An 18,410-nucleotide genomic window follows, 5' to 3' on the forward strand; every position below is an offset into this window, starting at 1 on the left:
GAGCGGGGCCGGGAGCGGCGGACCACGGTGATCGTCGTTCCCCGCTCACGAGCCCCCGTGAAAGGACGAACGGACCCATGACGCACCCACCCCGAGCCGGTTTCGGGATCATGACCGCCCCCATGCAGGTCGGCTACCACGACGTCCTGCGGGTCTGGCGCGAGGCGGACGCGATCCCGGAGATCGAGCACGCGTGGCTGTTCGATCACCTCATGCCGATCGGCGGTGACCCGAGCGGGCCGACCTACGAGGGCTGGACCCTGCTGTCGGCCCTCGCCGCGCAGACCCGGCGCCTGCGGCTCGGCCTGCTCGTCACCAGCAACCGCTTCCGGCCGCCCGCGATGCTGGCCAAGATCGCCGCGACCGTCGACATCGTCTCCGGCGGACGGCTCGATCTCGGCATCGGCGCAGGCTCCCGCCCCGGCCACCCGCTGGCCCGCCGCGAGTACGACGCACACGGCCTGCCCTTCCACGACTCCGCGCACGCCGTGGGGAGCCTCGCGGAAGCCTGCACGGTGATCCGGCGGTTGTGGACCGAGGAGGAGCCGTTCGACGTCCACGGCACCTACGTCCAGCTCACCGGAGCGTTCTGCAACCCCAAACCCGTGCAGCGGCCCCACCCGCCGATCCTCATCGGCGGACGCTCCGCCCCGACGCTGCGGGTGGCCGCCGAGCACGCCGACCTGTGGAACATCCCCGGCGGCGACATCGACGACGCCATCGCCCGCAGTGCACTGCTGGACCGCTACTGCACCGAGATCGGCCGGGACCCCGCCTCGATCACCCGCTCGATCCACCTGCCCGTCTCCTACGACCGGCCCGGCGCCACCCGGGACGCGATCGGCGAGGCGATCGACGCCGACTTCCGGCACCTCGTCCTCGGACTGCCGGCGCCCTACCCCGCCGACGTCGTACGGTGGGTCGCCGACGAGCTCATCAGCACGTCGCCCCGGCTCTAGCATCCTGGTAGTTGTCGAGATCGACGCACAACGACCCAGGAGCATGCATGAGCGGTACAGAGCCTCCGGTGCCCACCGTCTCGGCGCGGTTGCGTCGCGGCCTCGAACACGTCGCCGGGTACGGCGCCACCGCGAGCGGCGGCGTCGGTCGCACCGCCTTCTCCGCGGCCGACCGGCAGGTCCGGGAGTGGCTCGCGGGCGAGTGCAAGCAGGCCGGGCTGGCACTGCGCACCGACGGCATCGGCAACGTCTTCATCCGGCTGGACGCGCCGGACGCCCCCGCGGGCACGCCTCCGGTCTGGGCCGGCTCGCACCTGGACAGCGTGCCGGAAGGCGGTCGCTTCGACGGCGCGCTCGGGTCACTGGCCGCGCTGGAGGTGGTGCGCAGGCTGGCCGAGGAGCACGTTCCCCTGCGACGGCCGGTCGAGGCCGTGGTATTCGCCGACGAGGAAGGCAACTACCACCACCTCCTCGGCTCCACGGCCGTCGCGCGCGGCTTTTCGTCGGACGAGCTCGCCACGCTGCGGGGACGCGACGGGGACCTGCTCGTCGACGCTCTGCAGGCCATGGGCTGGGATGTCGAGGCGGCAACCCGGACCGCGGTGCGCCCCGGGGACGTCCACGCCTACGTCGAACTGCACATCGAGCAGGGCTCCGTGCTCGAGTCGGCCGGGGCCGCGATCGGGGTCGTCACGGCGATCGTGGGGATGGGTGGCGGGCACATGGAGTTCCGTGGCCGCCAGGACCATGCCGGCACCACGCCGATGCCGCTGCGGCGCGACGCGCTGCGGGGAGCCGCCGAGCTTCTGGTGCGACTGCCGGAGGTGGCACGGTCGGTGAGCGAGACCGCCGTCGCCACCTGCGGCATCCTGCACGTGGAGCCCGGGGGAGCGAACGTCGTGCCCGGGCTGGCCCGCTTGCAACTGGACTTCCGTGACCTGGACCGCGAGCGGATGCTCGAGCTGGAGGCGGCGATCGTGGCGGTGGCGCGGGAGGTCGCGGACCGCCACGGCCTGGAGGTCGGCTACACCCGCGAGAGCATCACCGACCCGGTGCCGTTGGACCCGCGGATGCAGGAGCTCGTGGCCACGGTGGCCGCCGGTCAGGGCCTGCGGACCCTGCCCCTGCCCTCCGGTGCCGGGCACGACGCACAGAACATGGCCAAGCTCGCCCCCACGGGCATGATCTTCGTGCCCAGCGTCGACGGGCGAAGCCACTCCCCGGCCGAGCTGACCACGTGGGAGGACATCGATGCGGGGGCGAACGTGCTCCTCGCGATGGTCCACGCTCTCGCCACCGAGTGAGCAGCGTCAGGTGAGCAGTCCCAGCCCCCAGGCGGTCGAGGTCAGCACGGCGAAGACCGTGAGACCGAGCAGGATGGTCAGCCAGAGGCGACGGAGTGTTCCTGGCATCGTTGCCCTCCCTTGCCGTGGTCGCGGATCTAGGTCAGGGACGCCGGTCCCTGGCTGATCATCTGGTAGGTCAGGAACAGTGAGAAGGCGATGTAGAACATGGCGATCAGGACCATGATCGGGAGCCGCCAGCCCTTGAGCTTGGCGAATTCCGGCAGGGTCCGGCGGTTGAGGATGATGATCAGCACGGAGTAGATCGCCATGACGAAGCCGCCGCCTGCGGACGCGATGACCAGGAGCAGTACCGGCTCGATTCCGGTCCAGATGATTCCCGAGCCGGCGATGATCATCAGCCACACCACGGTGATGTAGATCTTGCTCTCGCTCCAGAAGGTGCTCTCCTTCAGGAACGTGACCTTGAGCGAGTCGCCGGCGAGCCGGCTCACGTAGTCGATCACCCCGATGTTGGTGGAGAAGAGCATCAGGAAGCCGGCGACGTAGAAGGCGGTGGTGAACCACGGTCCGATGATGGTGCCCAGTGCGGCGCCTTCCTCCTGGAGGAACCCCAGCCCGCCCTCGAGGTCGGTGTTCGTGCCGATCGTCGAGACGACCAGTACCGAGAGGGAGACCAGCAGCAACGCCCCGATGAACCAGAACGTGATGAGCTGTTCCCAGTTGGCGATGCGCCACCACTGCCGCCAGCGGCGTTCGTTCTCCGTGGTGGTGGGGACCATGTACCCGAGCGACGGGGCCGCCACCTCCTGGCCGGTGACCGGGGAGACGATGTTGGGGATGTTGATCCCCATCCCCATTCCCTTGTCCCTGATGTAGTTGCTCTGGACCAGGTTGTTGGCCCCGCCGGCGCCCGCGAAGACGATCGCGCCGAACAGCGAGGCCGCTCCCAGTTGGGCGACGACGCCGGGCAGGTTGCCGGTGACGTCGGGAATGTCAGTGACGACCTGGGCCCAGGCTCCCGCATTCGTCGCGACAACGATCGCCGTGACGACGAAGAGGAGGATGAGGACGATCATGATGCCCTCGACCTTCTCGAGGGTCTGGTAGATGACCGGTGAGACGGTCACGGCCAGTCCGATGGAGAGCAGGAATATGGTGGCGATCAACGGGACCGCCGACTCGCTGAGGGCGAAGATGAATGTGAACACCGTCGCCCCGCTGGAGGCCCAACCGGGCCAGGCGTTCGGCAGAATAGCGCCGAGTACGAAGACGATGCCCCAGGGTAGCCACAATCGCGAGAATCCGGTGACGGCCGTCTCGCCCGTGATCAGGGTGTAGCGCTCGATCTCCATGTTGAGGAAGAACTGCATCGTGATGCCCACTACCGCGAGCCAGACAATGCCCAACCCCGCCTGCGTGGTGATGTAGGGCCAGAGCACCAGTTCGCCGGACCCGAGTGCCGTCGCGGTGAGGATGATGCTGGCCCCCATGTACTTCCGCAGACCCTGGGGCTCGGGCAGGTCGCGGTAGCCGACCGCGGGGAGGTACTTGCTGGGTAGTTCGGTGGCGAGTCGGGGTGTGGGCGCCTCGACGGACTCGGCCATGGGGCAACTCCTCTGTGCGCTCTGGCCCCGAGCCGCGCCGGTCGACCGGAGCGCTGTCCCGGGAGATGGGCGACAACCAGCGATCCGGGCGTGCCAGATCGCTCACGTATCGAGTTCATTCTGTCCGGAACGGCCACTCAGCCGGCGGGGCGAAATGCTGCACCCGGCCCGCCGTGCACCACACGCGCGAATCGCTTTTCGGGCGTGCGGTAGCCGTGAGGACGCCTCGATGCGCTACCCGACAACCTTGCGCGGAAGTCTAGTGATGACATCGGCTCTGCTCAAGGCCCGAATTTCTCGACGGTAATACGGGTGCGCCGGACCGGAGATTCCCGGGCCCGGCGACTCCACCGGAACCGAATCGCTCCCCGCGATCTCGCGCGGCGGCGCCCCTCGGAGACGTGCAGGGTGGTCGGGTCGGGCGGTGCACCGTCTACATTCATCCAGCATGTCGGTGGACGACGGTTCCGGCTCGTCGAGGCGCACCCCGCTGCTGGTGCTCGGGAAGATCACGGAGATCCTCGACGCGTTCTCCCTCGCCCGCCCCGCGCTGACCCTGGGCGAGATCCAGCAGGCCACCGGCCTGCCGACGTCGACGGTCCAGCGGCTGGTCACCAACATGGTGGCGCAGGGGCTCCTGGACCGGGCCGGTGACCGGATCCGGATCGGCGTGCGCATGGCCTACTGGGCGGCTCCCGCCGTCAAGGGCGTGGACGTGCTGACGATCGTCAACCCGGTGCTGCGCGAGATCCGGGACGCCACGGGCGAGACGGCCTGCTTCTTCCGGGAGGAGCAGGGCTTCCGGGTGTGTGTGGCGGTCGCCGAGACCCGGCACGCCCTGCGGCGCGACATGTACGTCGGCAAGATCCTCCCGCTGCACGCCGGGTCGGCGGGCCGGGTACTGCTCGCGTGGAACGCCGAGCTCACGGAGACGGTGCTCGCGCGGCCCCTGGAACCGATCACCGGCACCACCGTCACGAGCGCGGAACGCCTGCGCGAGCTGGTCCGGCAGACCCGTGCCGACGGGTTCGCGATCACCATCGCGGAACGCGAGGACGGCTCGTCCGGGCTGTCCGCACCGGTGTTCGACTCGGCCACCGAGCTCGTCGGCGCGCTGTCGATCAGCGGGCCGACCCTCCGGATGCCGCTGGCCGTCTGCGAGGGGTGGGTGGACCTGCTGGTCGGCTCCGCCGAGAAGCTCACCAGGACCCTGGGCGGGCGCTACCCGAGCTAGGACCCGTCCCGACGGCGATGATCGTTCCCAGACCCGGCTCTTCGCCCTCCGAACGGCCGATACCCGGATCTCGCGGCGATCACGGGGGCCGCGCGGGCGACTCGGCCGCGGAAACCGGGCGACTCGCGCGCGCGAAGCGGGCGACTCGCGGGGCCCCGGGTCGCAGCGCCGGGCGACTTGACGCAATCCATCGGTTGCAATAACGTTGCAACCGTTCAGTTGCTACTTGATGGAGGTTGACATGGGATTCCCCGATCGCATCGAGCGGGTCGTCGAGATCGCCCACCCGCCGGCCAAGGTGTGGGCTGCCCTCACCACGGCCGAAGGGCTGGGCACCTGGTTCGGCAACGACGCGACGATCGACCTGCGTCCGGGCGGGTCGGCACACATGACTTGGAACGACGGCCCCACGGCCGACATGCGGATCGAACGGGTCGAGGAGCCGTCGGTGTTCGGCTTCACCTGGCACATCTACGGCCTGCCCGAGGACGATCCGCGCCGCACGTACGTCGAGTTCACGCTCGAGCCGGTCGGTGCGGGCACGCGCCTGACCGTGGTCGAGTCCGGCTTCGCGCAACTGCCGGACGACGCCTTCACCGGTGCGTACGAGGGCAACACCAAGGGTTGGGCGAGCGAGCTCGGTGAGCTGGTCGACTACCTCGATGTCGCCTGACATCGAGGCGATCGCCGAACAGGTCTTCGTCGCGCTGGCCGATCCGAGCCGGCGCGCCATCCTGGCCGCGCTCGCGTCCGGCGGACCGGCCACGGCCACGGAGCTGGCCGATCGGCTGCCCATCACGCGGCAGGCGATCGCCAAGCATCTGGCCCTGTTGGCCGAGGCCGGGCTCGTGACGCCCGAGCCGGGGGAGCGGCGCCGGGTGCGCTATCGACTGCGCTCCGCCCCGATGCAGGTGGCACAGCAGTTCCTGGCCGCTCTGGCCCGTGACTGGGACGGCCGCCTCGACGCGTTGAAGGAGCACCTCGGCCCGTGAGCCGAGCGAACCGAACTGGAAGGTGGACACCACGATGAAGACACCACCGGTCGTGTCACCGAGCGAGTGGGACGCCGCATGGCGGCAATTGCTCGTGAAGGAGAAGGAGCTGACCCGCGCCCGCGACGCGCTGGCCGCCGATCGCCGCCGCATGCCGTGGCTGGCGGTGGAGAAGGAGTACGGGTTCGACGGACCCGCAGGCAGGGTGAGCCTGCTCGACCTGTTCGAGGGTCGCCGTCAGCTGATCGTCTACCGCGCCTTCTTCGAGCCCGGGGTGTGCGGCTGGCCCGACCATGCGTGCCGCGGTTGCTCACTGGTGGCCGACCAGGTCGCCCACGTCGCCCACCTGAACGTCCGCGACACCACCCTCGTCTTCGCCTCGCGGGCGCCGCAGCCGGACATCGAGCGGGTGAAGGCGCGGATGGGCTGGACGATGCCCTGGTTCACCATGACCGACGACTTCGACGCCGACTTCGGGGTGGACGAGTGGCACGGCACCAACGCGTTCATCCGCGACGGCGACCGGGTGTTCCGCACCTACTTCATCAACAACCGCGGGGACGAGGCGATGGGGAGCACCTGGAGCTACCTCGACATCACCGCGCTCGGGCGGCAGGAGGAGTGGGAGGACTCGCCGGAGGGCTATCCCCGGACCCCGGCGTACGAGTGGTGGAACTGGCACGACGAGTACGGCGCCGCGGTGCAGGGGTAGCGGAGCCGCTGCCGTGGTCGAGCACGGCACTGCTAGCGGCGTGGCCCGGCCACCCACGCGAACGCCGAGGCCGACGACCGCACACCCTGCGCGGCCTTCGACCGGTTGGGCTCCCCGAGGTCGGCGAGCAGGTCCTCGGAGAGCTCGACCATCCCGGCGAGGCCGGCCGGGGTGAGCCACGACGGCCTGGTCGCGAACACGATGTCTTCCGACGCGGTGTTGCCGCTCGCACCCGGGGCGAACGGGCAGCCGCCCAGGCCGCCGAGTGCCCCGTCGACCACGGTGGCGCCCGCGCCGATCGCCGCCAGGGTGTTGGCCACGCCCAGGCCCCAGGTGTCGTGCCCGTGGTAGACGATCCGGCGGGCCGGGGTCTCCTCGCCCACCCGGGAGACCAGGCTCGACACCTGGGCGGGCACGGCTTGGCCGAGCGTGTCGCAGAGCACGATGTCCTCGGCGCCCTCGGCCCGGGCGTCCCGTGCGATGGCGAGCACCCGCTCCTCCGGCACCGGCCCGTCGAACGGGCACGTGAACGACGTCGCGATGCAGAGCTGGATCCGGCCGCCTGCGGCGCGGGCGGTCTCGACGGCCGCGGGCATGGCCGCCAGGCTGGCCTCCGTGCTGCGGCCGATGTTGGCCTGGTTGTGCGCGTCGGAAGCCGAGAAGCAGTACTGGACGTTGAGCGCGCCCGCGGCCACGGCCCGTTCGACGTGCCGGGGGGTGGCGACCCAGACCCAGCACCGGGCGAGCTCCTCGGGCGTGAGTGCCTCGACCACCTCCAGTGTGTTCGCCATCGGCGGCACCAGGTCGGGGCGGGCCATCGAGCCGATCTCCAGGCTGGGGACGCCGAGGCGCAGCAGCTCCCGGACGATCTCCACCTTGCGTTCGGTGGCCAGGAGCTTGCCGGTGAGCTGCAGGCCGTCGCGCAGGGTCACGTCCCGCAGGATCGCGTTCGTCATGACCGCTCCTCTCCCGCGACGACCGCGGCGATCTCGTCGTCGCTCATCCCGAGGACGCCGGCGAGCACCTCCCCGGTGTGCTCGCCGAGGTCCGGTCCCACCGTCCGGACCGGCAGCGAGACGTCGCCGATCACCGGGACGATCCCCGGGAAGCCGACCTGGCGTGGTTCGTCCTCGCCGGTGTCCACCGGCAGGTACTGGATCATGTTGCGGGCCCGGTACTGCGCGTCGTCACAGATGTCGGCCGCCGTGTAGCTCGGGCCGGCCGGCACCCCGGCCCGGTCGAGCTGCTCGAGCACCTCGGCCCGCGGCCGGCCCGCCGTCCAGGCGCCGATCGCCGCGTCGAGCTCGTCGCGGCGCGCCCAGCGTCCGGCGTTGCTGCTCAGTGCCGGGTCGTCGGCCAGGTCGGGGCGCCCGATCGTCGCCATCAGCCGCTGGTAGATGGCGTCGCCGTTGCCCGCGATGATGGCGCTGGTGCCGTCGCCGCACAGGTAGGCGTTGGACGGGGCGATGCCCTCCATCCGGCCACCGACCCTGGTCCGGTTCACGCCGTAGGCCAGGTGGTCGGGCACGAGCGACTCCATCATGGACAGGATCGCCTCGTTGAGCGCCACGTCGATCACGCGTTCGGTCAGCGGCGCCCGGCCGTCCACCCGCCCTGACCGGCCCGACTCGCGCCGGAACAGCGCCATCACCGCGCCGAAGGCCGCGTACAGCCCGGCGATCGAGTCGCCGATCGAGACGCCGACGCGCACCGGTGCCCGGTCGGGTTCCCCCACGAGCTCGCGCAGGCCACCCATGGCCTCGGCAACCGCGGCGAAGCCGGGGCGGTCCGCCAGCGGGCCCGTCTGGCCGAAGGCCGAGACGCGGGCGATGACCAGGTCGGGGTTCGCGGCGTTCAGCTCGTCGGGCCCCAACCCCCACTTCTCCAGGGTGCCGGGGCGGAAGTTCTCCAGCAGGACGTCGCAGTGCCGGACCAGGTCGAGGACGACGTCGCGGCCGGCCGCCGACTTCAGGTCCAGCGCGACGGACTTCTTGTTGCGGTTGATCGTGCGGTACAGCATCGATGTCGTGCCCGCGTACAGGCGCCAGTTGCGTAGCTCGTCGCCCGTCCTCGGCCGCTCGATCTTGATCACCTCGGCACCGAAGTCGGCGAGCAGCCTGCCTGCTGTCGGGGCTGCGATGTAGTTGCCGAGCTCGAGCACGCGGACCCCGTCGAGGGGGCGGATCGGGCGGTCGTTCACGAGTACTCCCCACGCGATGAGTGCCGGCGGTCGGGTCAGCACGACGGCGACGACGGAGCGCGACCTCAGACGCTCGCGCCGCCGCCCCCGTGTCCACCATACGAACACGGATCCACGATGTGGGCAACCAGGAGGCGGCGGTACCTGCGGGTGTGGCTGCTCACGTCACCGGCGACCCGCAGCCCCGACCCGGACGATGCTGCCGCGCCTCAGGACGGGTTCAACCTCGAGTAGTCCCCGAACGACCAGCGCAACGGCATCGTCCCCTCGACGTCGAGCACCTCGTCCACGTCGAGGTCGATCATCTGCTGGGCGCCCGGTACCGTCGCCGCCCGCTCGGCGTCCCAGTCGATCCGGGCCCGCCCGGAGAGATGCAACGCCCGGCCGCGCTCCCAGTGACCGGCGGCTGTCGTGGCCGGACCCGAACGCCACGTCCCGGTCCGAGCGACGACCCATGCTCTCGCCGTCCCGCTGAAGGGCTACCCGCGCCCGGCCACGGTGCTGGTGGCGGCGCGTGCCGTGCCGCGGTAGCTGCCGGGCGCCTGCCTGCGGTCCCGGCGGAAGGCGCGTCCGAACGCGTACACCGAGGTGTAGCCGACCGAGTGGGCGACGGTCTCCAGGGTGTCGCCGGTGTCCCGGAGCCGGACCGCGGCAAGGTCCATCCGCAGGCGCGTCAGGTAGCGGCCAGGAGTCTCGCCCGCGACCGTGCGGAACCGGCGCGCGAGCGTGGTCCGCGACACCGCCACCTCGGCTGCGAGCAGCTCCGTCGTCCAGGCTCTGGCCGGGTCCTGGTGGAGTTTCGCTATCGCGACGCTGACCAGCGGGTCGCTCAGCACGCCGAGCCAGGACCCGCGCGCCTCGGCCGGCTTCTGCGCCAGCCAGACCCGCAGCAACTGCACGAGCAGGATGTCGACAAGCCGGTTGAGCACCACCGCGGTGGCGAGCTGGGGATGTGCCAGCTCCCTGGCCAGCAGGCGGACGGTGTCGTCCAGGCAGGTGCCACCGTTGTCCGCCCGAATGTGCACCATCTCGGGAAGCGAGGCGAGAACCTGGATGGACACCGCGGGGTCGTACTCGTAGGAGGCGCCCAGGACGTGGGTCTGGATCTCCCCCGAGCCGAAGCGCAGCACGCTTCCCTCGGTCCGGGCTCGTTCGGCGGTGGCGCAGTCGCAGGACGTGACCGCGGCGTCCGGATCGCTGCTGAGGGTGTGTGCGGTGCCGGTCGGCAACAGCACGACGTCACCCGGCATCAGCTGCTCGGGAGCTCGGCCGGGAAGCCCGAGCCACGCCGTGCCCGCGGTGACGGCGTAGAACGCGGCCCCGCCGATGCTGCTCCAGGAGATCCCCCAGGCCTCGGCGGCGTCGATCCGTGCACCGAGTACGCCGCGGACCCCGGCGACGGCGAGTACGTCGGCCAACAGGTCCATGCGTGCGAGAGTACCGCTGGCGGCTCATGAATGGCACGATCGGATATCTGTTGGCCCGCTTCGGGCATCGATCGGGTCGCCCGATGCCCATATGGTGGTGCCGTGACGGACTCATTCGACTTCGACGGGATGAACCGCAAGGTCATCACCGAATTCCGCGCCAACGGCGGCAAGGCCGGCGGCATGTTCGAGGGCAAGCCGCTGATCCTGGTGCACAACATCGGCGCCAGATCCGGAGTCGAGCGGATCACGCCGCTGGTCTACCTCGCCGAGGGCGACCGGATCTTCATTTTCGCCAGCAAAGCCGGCGTCGATCAGAATCCCGCTTGGTATCACAATCTTCTGGCGAACCCGAACATCACGGTCGAACTCGGCACCGAGACCTTCGCGGTGGTCGCGCGGGTGCTCTCCGGCGCGGAGCGCGACGAGTACTGCGCCAAGCAGTCCGCCGTGCAGCCGCAGTTCGCCGAGTACCAGCGCAACACCAGCCGGGTCATCCCGGTCATCGAACTGGTGCGCGTCTAGCGGTAGTGCCCGTGGGCGTTGTTGACGGCGTGTCGGCCTGAGGACATGTGTCCCCCCAGTGATCACGGAGGCTCTGCCGACCGCGCCTCTCTTCGCGACCTTTTACGCGGCGAGGTGCAGGAGTGGTTTTCGGCGGGGTCTTCGTTGTGGGTCGATCCAGGCGGGTGGGGTGAACTCGGGGAGCCCGTCGCGGATGTGGACCTGCCAGTCGGAGTGGTGGAGCAGCCGGTGGCAGGCCCGGCAGAGCATGACGCAGTTGTGCAGGGCGGTGTCGCCGCCGTTCTCCCAGGCTGTGATGTGGTGGACCTCGCACCACGACGGCGGCCGCCCGCACCCGGCGCAGCCGCGGTCGCGGGCGGTGATGGCGCGGCGCAGGCCGTCGGGGATGGTGCGGGTGACCCGCCCGACGTCGAGCGGCTGACCCTTCCCGTTGAGCACGACCGGCACGACCGCGGCGTCGCAGGCCAGCATCCGCAGCGATTCCGGCGACAAGGTGCCCCCGAAGTCCAGGCACGCGGCGCGGGCCCGGTTCTCCAGATCCTCCAGCCGGACCAGCACCGTGAGACGTGGACGGCGCCCGCCGCACTCGGGGACGTCGCCGTGGTCGAGCACGTAGCCGTACACGTCGGCGAGGGCGTCGGCCTGGCGTTGGGCGGTGCTGCGGTGTTCGTCGGCGGTGGCGGGCCGGGCGTGGGCGTCGATCACGGTGACGATGGCGTCGAACATGGCAGCGTCGTCGAACCGGGCCTTGAGGGTGCCGCCCGCTTTGCCGCGGTGGGGGGTCAGGTGCAGTTCGTTGACCGGCGCGGGTGGGCGGTCGTCGGGTTCGGCGCCGTCCTCGTCGAGGGCCTCCACGAGCGCGGTGCCCCAGGCCTGTAGTTCGGAGGGGGTGTAGACCGCGGTTTTCTCGGCGAGTTGGGCTTCGGCACCGGCCCACACGTCGGGTGTGAGCCGCTGCGCGGCCGGGCCGGCGAGCACGCGGGCGATCACCGCGACGTGGCGTAGCCCGGTGTGCCCGGCGGCGAACACCTCCGCCGTGGCGGCCAACCGGGCGGGTAGTGCGGTGCCGTCGAGCCCGACCCGGGGGCAGACCTGTTCGGCGGCGACCACCCGCTGGCGGGCCTCGAACCGCTCCCACCCGAGCAGATCCCCCAACGCCGCCGGGGTCGACGTGTAGCCCCGCTCCGCGAACGTCCCCCGCCGCTCCAAAGCCGACACGGCGGCAACGACAACCCGGTCCAACCGCCGGCTCGTGCCCTCGCACAAGGTGAGCACGGAGAGCAGGTCGTCGTCGGTAGCGGAGTCGGTGGCGGCGGACAGCGCGTCGATCGCCTCGACCAGGAGGCGATGCGCGGTGGTGAGCGGGCTGTCCGACACCTCTTCATCATACTCGAACACATGTTCGAATCGATGTTCGTCGTCGCAGGTCAACAGCCGTTCAGCGCTCGCTCGTGGCAGTGGCCGCCGGGCTTGCCGATCGCTCCACGCCGTCCGACCCGCCACGGACTTGCCCGGCCGGCCTGGCTCGACCGCCCCACTGGCACGGTGATCCGCCGCTGCGAACGCCCCGCCCGGGGCGAGTTGGTGCACGCGGATGTGAAGAAGACCTCGACGAGAAAGCCCACCGCGACCACCCACTCATCAGCCGGGTCGACAACCCGCCTGGGCACTAGCCACTGTGCGTCCGACCCTTGGCCACGGTGAGCAGGACCGCGGAGTCCGTGAGGGCGTCGAGCGTGTGCCGGGCAGGGGGGACGATGAGGAGATCCCCGGGTGATCCCTCCCAGCCTTCCTCCCCGGCGCTCAGGCGTACGCGCCCGTGCAGGACGTGCACGGTGGCCTCACCCGGGCTCTCGTGCTCGTCGAGGCCGTGGCCCGCGGCCAGCGCGATCACGGTCTGCCGTAGCACGTGTTCGTGTCCGCCGAACACGGTCTGGGCGCTGCGTCCGCTGGAGGCGTTGCGGGCCAGTTCCAACTGTTGGCGGGCGAGTGCGGTCAACGACGACTTCTCAGCCATGAGTGGGCCTTCCGACGCGGCGAATGACTACGTGGTCCTGGTTCTACTCGGCGTTGGAGGTGGTGGTCCCGAAACACCACCCGCACGTTCTCGGGGGCATTCCGATGGGGCCCGCCAGGAGTTCAGTGCGGCGTGGGGTGGGCGTGCCACCGGTGCGGGCCGCCGAAGCCGTGCTCGTCGTTCCAGGCGACCGCGTCGACCGCCGTGGCGGTCTGCCCGGTCGCGCCGCGGCGGCCGGCGAGATGCAGCGCCGCCGGCACGACGTGTTCGGGGCGCAGGTAGGGCGGGTTCACGAACCCGGCGGCCGCACGGGCGGCGGCCATCTCCGCCGAACCGGTGGTCATCGTCGGGCCGGGGATCAGGACGTTCGCGGCGATGTCGTGGTCGCGCAGCTCCGCGGCCAGGGAGAAGATCATGCTGGTCAGGGCGGCTTTGGACGCCTCGTAGGGCTGGTTCAGCCCCGCCGAGCGCGCGGCCCGCCACACTCCCGGCTCGACCTCCCGGGTCATCGGGCCGATCGTGCCGACGGCGATGATGCTCCCACCGCCCGTCGCGGCCAGTGCGGGGACGAACCGGCGAATGACGGTGAGGGTGCCGATGACGTTGACCTCGAACATCGCCCGCCATTCGGCGTCGCCGGCATCCATCACCGTGGACAGTCCGGTCGGCTCGAACAGGCTCCGCTGGCGCAGCGCCGCGTTGCAGACGACGACGTCGACGCGGCCGAACCGGTCGAGCGCGGCGTCCCGGGCCGCCGCGACGCTGTCGCCGTCGGTGATGTCGGCCGAAACGGCCAGGACGCGGTGGAGGTCGGGCCCCTCGAACGGCTCCACGCCCAGCGGGTCCCGATCCATGGCGACGACGGCCGCTCCCTCGCGCAGGAACCCGTTCGTCAGGGCTCGTCCGATGCCCCGGGCGGCCCCGGTGACGACCACGACGGGATGGGGGAGCTCTGCCACCACACGCCTCCTCTGCATGCCTGCGACTCGGCCGGTGGTTACGCGAGCAGCCCCGGTAGATAGGTGGCGATCTCCGGCACCGCGATCAGGATGCCCAGCAACGCTGCCTCGATCAGGATGTACGGCGCGATCCCACGGAAGATGTCGCCGAGATCGAGCTCGGGTACCACCGACTTCATCGTGTAGAGGTTCAGCCCGACCGGTGGGGTGATCACCGCGATCTCCAGGTTGACCACCAGCAGCACGCCGAACCAGAGCGGGTCGAAGCCCAGCTCGGTGATCGCCGGTACCAGGATGGGGGTGACGACCAGCAGCAGTGAGGCCGCGTCGACGAGGCACCCGAGCACGATCAGGATCAGCATGATCCCGACCATGATCACCGTGGGTGGGACGTCGAGCCCGACGACGAAGCCTGTCACCGCGTCCGGGATACGGGCCACCACGAGCATCTGTGTGAACACGAACGCCGACCCGACGATCGCCAGCACCGCCGCGGTCACCTGCGCCGTGGAGAGGAAGATCTTCTTGAGGTTGGTCCAGCCGAGCTTGTGGTAGATCGCGCCGGTCACGCCGAACGCGGCCAGCGCTCCGATGGCCGCCGCCTCGGTCGGGGTGGCGATCCCGGTGTAGATCGAGCCGAGCACCAGCGCGATCAGCACGAGCGCGGGCGAGATCCGGCCGAGGGCGGCAAAGCGGTCGGCCCAGGTGAACCGCTCCTCGTCGACCGGGGCGTTGGCCGGCGCCACCTTCGCCCGCAGCACGACGTAGGCGATCATCATGGCCGAGAGCAGCAGCCCCGGTAGGAGACCGCCGGCGAACAGCGCGGCCACGCTCTCGCCCGTCACCGACGAGTAGAGGATGAACATCAGGCTCGGCGGGATGAGCATGGCCAGCGCCCCGGACGCGGCCACCGCCCCGCTGGCGAACGCCGGCTTGTAACCGCGCTCCAGCATCTCGGGCACCGCCATCCGCCCGATCACCGCGACGGAGGAGATCGAGACGCCGGACATGGCACCGAACAGCGTGGACGACCCGATCGCCGACGCGCCCAAGCCGCCGGGCACGCGGTTGAACCACCGGTGCGCGGCGGCAAACAGGTCACGGCCGAGCCCGCTGACGGCCAGCACCTCGCCGAGCAGGATGTAGAGCGGCGCCGCGACCAGCGCGTACTCCTGCAGTTGCGCCACCAGCGCGAGCGGGACGAGCGCCACGCCGGTGAGGCCGCCGAGGCCGAGCAGGCCCACGATGCCGGCCACCGCCAGCGCCACGAAGATCGGCGTGCGCAGCCCGATGAGCACGAGCAGCAGCACGACGGCCAACGTGACGATCGCTCCGTCGGCCATCACGGCGTCGCCCCCGGGGCCCCCGTCAACGGTGCAGCGCCCTGCTGCTCCGCCCGCACGTCCACATCGCCGGGCACGGCGGCCGGGACGTCATCGGTCGGGCTCGGCGGGAACAACAGCGCGGCGAGCACCAGGAACACCCCGGTCACGAACAGCACGGCGTCCGGAACCCAGAGCGGGATGTTGAACGTGCCTGCGCCGGTGAGACCTCCGGTGTATGCCACGACCATCGCGCGGAAGGCGGTGACCGCAAGTACCACCCCGAGGAAACAGGTCGCGACGGTCGTCACGACGTCGGCGACCCGTCGTGCTGCCGGTGGCAGCGCGCGGTGCACGAGATCCATCGAGATGTGGTGACCGGTGGCCCAGAGGTGCGGCACGGCCAGCATCGTGGCGACGAGGACGCCGACGGAGTTGAGGGGGTAGGCCCAGTCGGTCGGGGCAGCGAACAGGAAGCGGGCCAGCACGTCGTAGGTGATCGTCAGCATCATGACGCCGACGACGGCCATCGCGACGACGGCCATCGCCCGGGTGCAGGCGAGCACCGCCCGCCTTGCCCTGGTCAGCACGGGAATCAGCTCCTCAGGCGTTCTCGATCGACTGCAGGGCACGTGCGGCGACAGCGGGATCTCCGAGCAGGTCGTGCCAGCGCCCGTAGACGGGGGCGACGGCGTCGCGGAACGCGGCCAGCTCCGCGTCGTCGGGTTCGACGATCCGGACCCCGGCCGCGAGGACGGCGGGCAGGTAGTCGCGCTCGTGCACACCGGCCATCACCTCGGTGCCGTCGCGGTAGAGCGCGCGGCCCGCCGCGTCGAGCGCGGCCCGCTGATCCGGCGGCCGGCTGTCGTACCAGTCGGCCCGGCAGTAGGCGTCCACGGTGTAGGCGCCGAAGTGCGCCCGCGTGGCATAGCGGACGATCTCCTGCAGGTCGCGGGACACCACGGTGCCGATGTAGCTCATGAGGCCGTCGATCGTGCCCCGTTCCAGTGCCTCGAAGACCTCCGACGAGCCCATGAACACGGGTGCGGCGCCGAGGGCCTTCACCGTCTCGCCCTCGATCTCGCCCGCCACCCTGATCCGCAGCCCGCGGGCGTCCTCGGGCCTCAGGATCGGCCTGTCGACCGTCCACAGGTACTCGAACGTGCACGGCATGCCGCCGAGCAGCCGCACGCCCTGCCGCGCGAGCTGCGCGTTCATCAGTGCGAACAAGGGGCCGTCCGGGTCGATGGCGCGCCGCTGTTTCGCGAAGTCCTCGGCACCGAACGGCAGCTCCATCGCCCCGAGGATCGGGTAGCTCGACGACACGTACGAGCTTGTCTGGAACATGACGTCCGCGACCCCGAGCAGCAGGCCGGGCAGCAGCTCCTCGGCGCCGAGCAGGGTGCCGGAGTCGAACATCTCGCAGGTCATCGTCCCGCCGCTCTGCGCGGCCAGGGTGTCCATGAAGGTCTGGATGCCGGGATAGAGGTCGTCGTAGGACGCCGGGATGTACGTGGCCGTGGTGATGGTGGCGCCTCCGGTGGCCGCCCCCGCCCCCGCGCACCCGGAAAGCGCCAGCCCGGCGAACCCGAGGAACGACCGGCGCCCGATGGGCCGCCCGGTCATCGGAGGACCACTGTCCCGCCCGCGGATCCGCAGCGCAGCACATCCACGGCCACGGAGGCTCCCCTCGTCGATGAAGTGAGGGGACAAGAGGTATCACCCGGACGGACGCGGCGGGAAGCCCTGCCTCAGGGCGGAGGCGGCCCCCAGGTTCAGGAAAGCCACTTTCCTGCCCTGAGGGTTCCGGAAAGTGGCTTTCCTGAACTTCCCCCGGGGGCGGGGGCGGGGCGTGATCAGGTAACCGTCCAGACCTGGCCGGTGTCGGCGTCGGCCAGGTGCCCCACCAGGCAGCGGGCCGTGTGTTCTGGCGTGATCAGGGCGCCGTCGGCGTGCATCCGGACGAACCGCTCGTGCAGGCCCTCGCCGATCTGGTCGGGATCCCGGCTGCGGATCCAGCCCTGCAGAGGGGTCTCGACGGCTCCCGGGCGGTAGACGTTCACGGTGACGCCGGAGTCGGCGAGCTCGCCCGCCAGGTTGAGCGTGTGTGCTTCGAGCGCCGTCTTCGAGGTGACGTAGGCGTTGCCGCCGATCATCGAGTCGGGCCGCGCGGCCGCTCCGCTGGAGACGTTGACGATCCGGCCGCGGCGCTGCGCCAGCATGCCCGGCAGCACGGCGAGGGTGAGGGCGGTGACCGCGACGAGGTTGATGGTGATCGCCGTCGCCCACTCTCCCGGGTCGACCGCCGCCGTCGGTCCGAGCGGCCACACGACCCCGGCGTTGTTCACGAGGGTGTCGATCGTGCCTGCGGCCTCGCGGGCGCGCTCCACCGCTGCCCCGATCTTCTCGGTCTCGGCGAGGTCCACCGGGATCTCGACGGGGGTGCCGCCGCGGGCCCGCACCTGTGCGGCGGTCTCGGCGAGCTCGTCGGGGGACCGGGCCAGCAGGGCCACGGTGACGCCGGGGCCTGCGAGCTCGACCGCGACGGCCCGCCCGATCCCACGTCCGGCGCCCGTCACAACAGCGTTCCTCGGCGCGAACGACGTCCTCATCGGCCCATCTGCCCCGTCACCGCGCGTCCACCGGCCTGCTCGTTCATGCTCTCACTTCCTGTCTGGATTGTTCACTCCATTCGTACTCGGGAGCGCTGGATTGTCAACTCCGGAGCGCACATGCCGGTGGGGATTCCGGCGCCCGCGGGGCGGGCGACAATGGAGTACACGCTCCAGAAGAGGCTAGTCTTCAGCTGTGACACCAGGGCAGAAGGCGCTCCGCCGGCCGGTCCCTGCTGATCAACGACCCCTGCGAGGTGACCGTGCCCACGATCATTGCCTTCGACGTGAACGAGACCCTGCTCGACCTCCGCGCCCTCGACCCGGAGTTCGAGCGGCTGTTCGGGTCGGCGGCGCTGCGCGGCCAGTGGTTCGCGCAGATGCTGCAACTGTCGTTCGTCGGCGGTCTCGTCGATGACTACGTGGACTTCAGCAGTGCGCAGCACGCGGCGATGCTGATGCTCGCCGAACGTCACGGCGTCGCCCTCGGCGAGGACGACGCCGCGGCGATGGTGCTTCGAATGAGCTCCCTGCCCGCCC

At 70.7% G+C, this 18,410-nt stretch carries 19 protein-coding genes and 2 pseudogenes; 9 read left to right on the forward strand and 12 right to left on the reverse strand.

Translation table 11 applies throughout. The features are described from left to right. Positions 1 to 77: 77 nt before the first annotated feature. Complete coding sequence (locus HF577_RS09355) at positions 78 to 959, forward strand: LLM class flavin-dependent oxidoreductase (RefSeq protein ID WP_169395361.1); 882 nt, start codon at positions 78 to 80, stop codon at positions 957 to 959. A gap of 47 nt (positions 960 to 1,006) precedes the next feature. After that, positions 1,007 to 2,263, forward strand: coding sequence for a Zn-dependent hydrolase (locus tag HF577_RS09360; RefSeq protein ID WP_169395362.1), 1,257 nt, complete (start codon positions 1,007 to 1,009; stop codon positions 2,261 to 2,263). 137 nt (positions 2,264 to 2,400) lie between these two features. Here the strand turns inward: HF577_RS09360 and HF577_RS09365 are convergent, their stop codons facing one another. Then, positions 2,401 to 3,870: an Nramp family divalent metal transporter gene (locus HF577_RS09365; protein ID WP_169395363.1), complete on the reverse strand. Its 1,470-nt coding sequence runs from the start codon at positions 3,868 to 3,870 to the stop codon at positions 2,401 to 2,403. 448 nt (positions 3,871 to 4,318) lie between these two features. Here HF577_RS09365 and HF577_RS09370 point away from each other — a divergent pair, with 448 nt between their 5' ends. The 4 genes from HF577_RS09370 (at position 4,319) to HF577_RS09385 (ending at position 6,808) form a co-directional block, all read left to right on the forward strand. Continuing rightward, the gene (locus HF577_RS09370) at positions 4,319 to 5,104 is read left to right on the forward strand and encodes an IclR family transcriptional regulator (protein ID WP_169395364.1); all 786 of its coding nucleotides are present in this window, start codon (positions 4,319 to 4,321) and stop codon (positions 5,102 to 5,104) included. Positions 5,105 to 5,345: 241 nt separating this feature from the next. After that, a complete protein-coding gene (locus HF577_RS09375; protein ID WP_169395365.1) occupies positions 5,346 to 5,777 on the forward strand; it encodes an SRPBCC domain-containing protein in 432 nt (143 codons plus the stop codon). Beyond that, complete coding sequence (locus HF577_RS09380) at positions 5,767 to 6,096, forward strand: ArsR/SmtB family transcription factor (RefSeq protein ID WP_169395366.1); 330 nt, start codon at positions 5,767 to 5,769, stop codon at positions 6,094 to 6,096. Before HF577_RS09375 ends, HF577_RS09380 begins: the two co-directional genes overlap by 11 nt. Before the next feature lie 34 nt (positions 6,097 to 6,130). Then, positions 6,131 to 6,808, forward strand: coding sequence for a DUF899 domain-containing protein (locus HF577_RS09385; protein WP_169395367.1), 678 nt, complete (start codon positions 6,131 to 6,133; stop codon positions 6,806 to 6,808). A gap of 32 nt (positions 6,809 to 6,840) precedes the next feature. Here HF577_RS09385 and HF577_RS09390 read toward each other — a convergent pair whose 3' ends face one another. From HF577_RS09390 to HF577_RS09405, 4 genes are all read right to left on the reverse strand, one after another. Further along, entirely contained in the window at positions 6,841 to 7,764 is a 924-nt protein-coding gene (locus HF577_RS09390) for a hydroxymethylglutaryl-CoA lyase (protein WP_169395368.1), read from the reverse strand. Then, the gene (locus HF577_RS09395) at positions 7,761 to 9,008 is read right to left on the reverse strand and encodes a CaiB/BaiF CoA transferase family protein (RefSeq protein WP_169395369.1); all 1,248 of its coding nucleotides are present in this window, start codon (positions 9,006 to 9,008) and stop codon (positions 7,761 to 7,763) included. Before HF577_RS09395 ends, HF577_RS09390 begins: the two co-directional genes overlap by 4 nt. Before the next feature lie 209 nt (positions 9,009 to 9,217). Then, entirely contained in the window at positions 9,218 to 9,385 is a 168-nt protein-coding gene (locus HF577_RS09400) for a hypothetical protein (protein WP_169395370.1), read from the reverse strand. A gap of 102 nt (positions 9,386 to 9,487) precedes the next feature. Continuing rightward, entirely contained in the window at positions 9,488 to 10,435 is a 948-nt protein-coding gene (locus HF577_RS09405) for an AraC family transcriptional regulator (protein ID WP_169395371.1), read from the reverse strand. A 129-nt stretch (positions 10,436 to 10,564) separates the two neighbouring features. Here HF577_RS09405 and HF577_RS09410 point away from each other — a divergent pair, with 129 nt between their 5' ends. Next, positions 10,565 to 10,960: a nitroreductase family deazaflavin-dependent oxidoreductase gene (locus HF577_RS09410; protein WP_246266149.1), complete on the forward strand. Its 396-nt coding sequence runs from the start codon at positions 10,565 to 10,567 to the stop codon at positions 10,958 to 10,960. 102 nt (positions 10,961 to 11,062) lie between these two features. Here the strand turns inward: HF577_RS09410 and HF577_RS09415 are convergent, their stop codons facing one another. Next, on the reverse strand, positions 11,063 to 12,337 hold the full coding sequence (locus HF577_RS09415; protein ID WP_169395373.1) for an HNH endonuclease signature motif containing protein: 1,275 nt from the start codon (positions 12,335 to 12,337) through the stop codon (positions 11,063 to 11,065). A gap of 117 nt (positions 12,338 to 12,454) precedes the next feature. On the opposite strand from HF577_RS09415, the pseudogene HF577_RS38075 reads away from it, so the two are divergent. Next, positions 12,455 to 12,565: pseudogene (locus HF577_RS38075) on the forward strand (IS481 family transposase); the annotation flags it as partial. Between the two features lie 64 nt (positions 12,566 to 12,629). Here HF577_RS38075 and HF577_RS09425 read toward each other — a convergent pair. From HF577_RS09425 to HF577_RS09450, 6 genes are all read right to left on the reverse strand, one after another. Beyond that, entirely contained in the window at positions 12,630 to 12,977 is a 348-nt protein-coding gene (locus HF577_RS09425; protein WP_169395374.1) for a cupin domain-containing protein, read from the reverse strand. Positions 12,978 to 13,099: 122 nt separating this feature from the next. Then, positions 13,100 to 13,936, reverse strand: a complete 837-nt coding sequence (locus HF577_RS09430) for an SDR family NAD(P)-dependent oxidoreductase (protein ID WP_169395375.1) — start codon at positions 13,934 to 13,936, stop codon at positions 13,100 to 13,102. Between the two features lie 38 nt (positions 13,937 to 13,974). Beyond that, a complete protein-coding gene (locus HF577_RS09435) occupies positions 13,975 to 15,279 on the reverse strand; it encodes a TRAP transporter large permease (protein WP_169395376.1) in 1,305 nt (434 codons plus the stop codon). Continuing rightward, positions 15,279 to 15,848, reverse strand: a complete 570-nt coding sequence (locus HF577_RS09440; RefSeq protein WP_169395377.1) for a TRAP transporter small permease — start codon at positions 15,846 to 15,848, stop codon at positions 15,279 to 15,281. Before HF577_RS09440 ends, HF577_RS09435 begins: the two co-directional genes overlap by 1 nt. 13 nt (positions 15,849 to 15,861) lie before the next feature. Then, the gene (locus HF577_RS09445; RefSeq protein WP_169395378.1) at positions 15,862 to 16,884 is read right to left on the reverse strand and encodes a TRAP transporter substrate-binding protein; all 1,023 of its coding nucleotides are present in this window, start codon (positions 16,882 to 16,884) and stop codon (positions 15,862 to 15,864) included. A gap of 230 nt (positions 16,885 to 17,114) precedes the next feature. Then, positions 17,115 to 17,837, reverse strand: coding sequence for an SDR family NAD(P)-dependent oxidoreductase (locus HF577_RS09450; protein ID WP_169395379.1), 723 nt, complete (start codon positions 17,835 to 17,837; stop codon positions 17,115 to 17,117). A gap of 296 nt (positions 17,838 to 18,133) precedes the next feature. Between HF577_RS09450 and HF577_RS09455 the strand changes: the two are divergent. Then, a pseudogene (locus HF577_RS09455) lies at positions 18,134 to 18,410 on the forward strand (hypothetical protein); the annotation flags it as partial.

The organism is Pseudonocardia xinjiangensis, assembly GCF_012911925.1.
Taxonomy (GTDB): domain Bacteria; phylum Actinomycetota; class Actinomycetes; order Mycobacteriales; family Pseudonocardiaceae; genus Pseudonocardia; species Pseudonocardia xinjiangensis.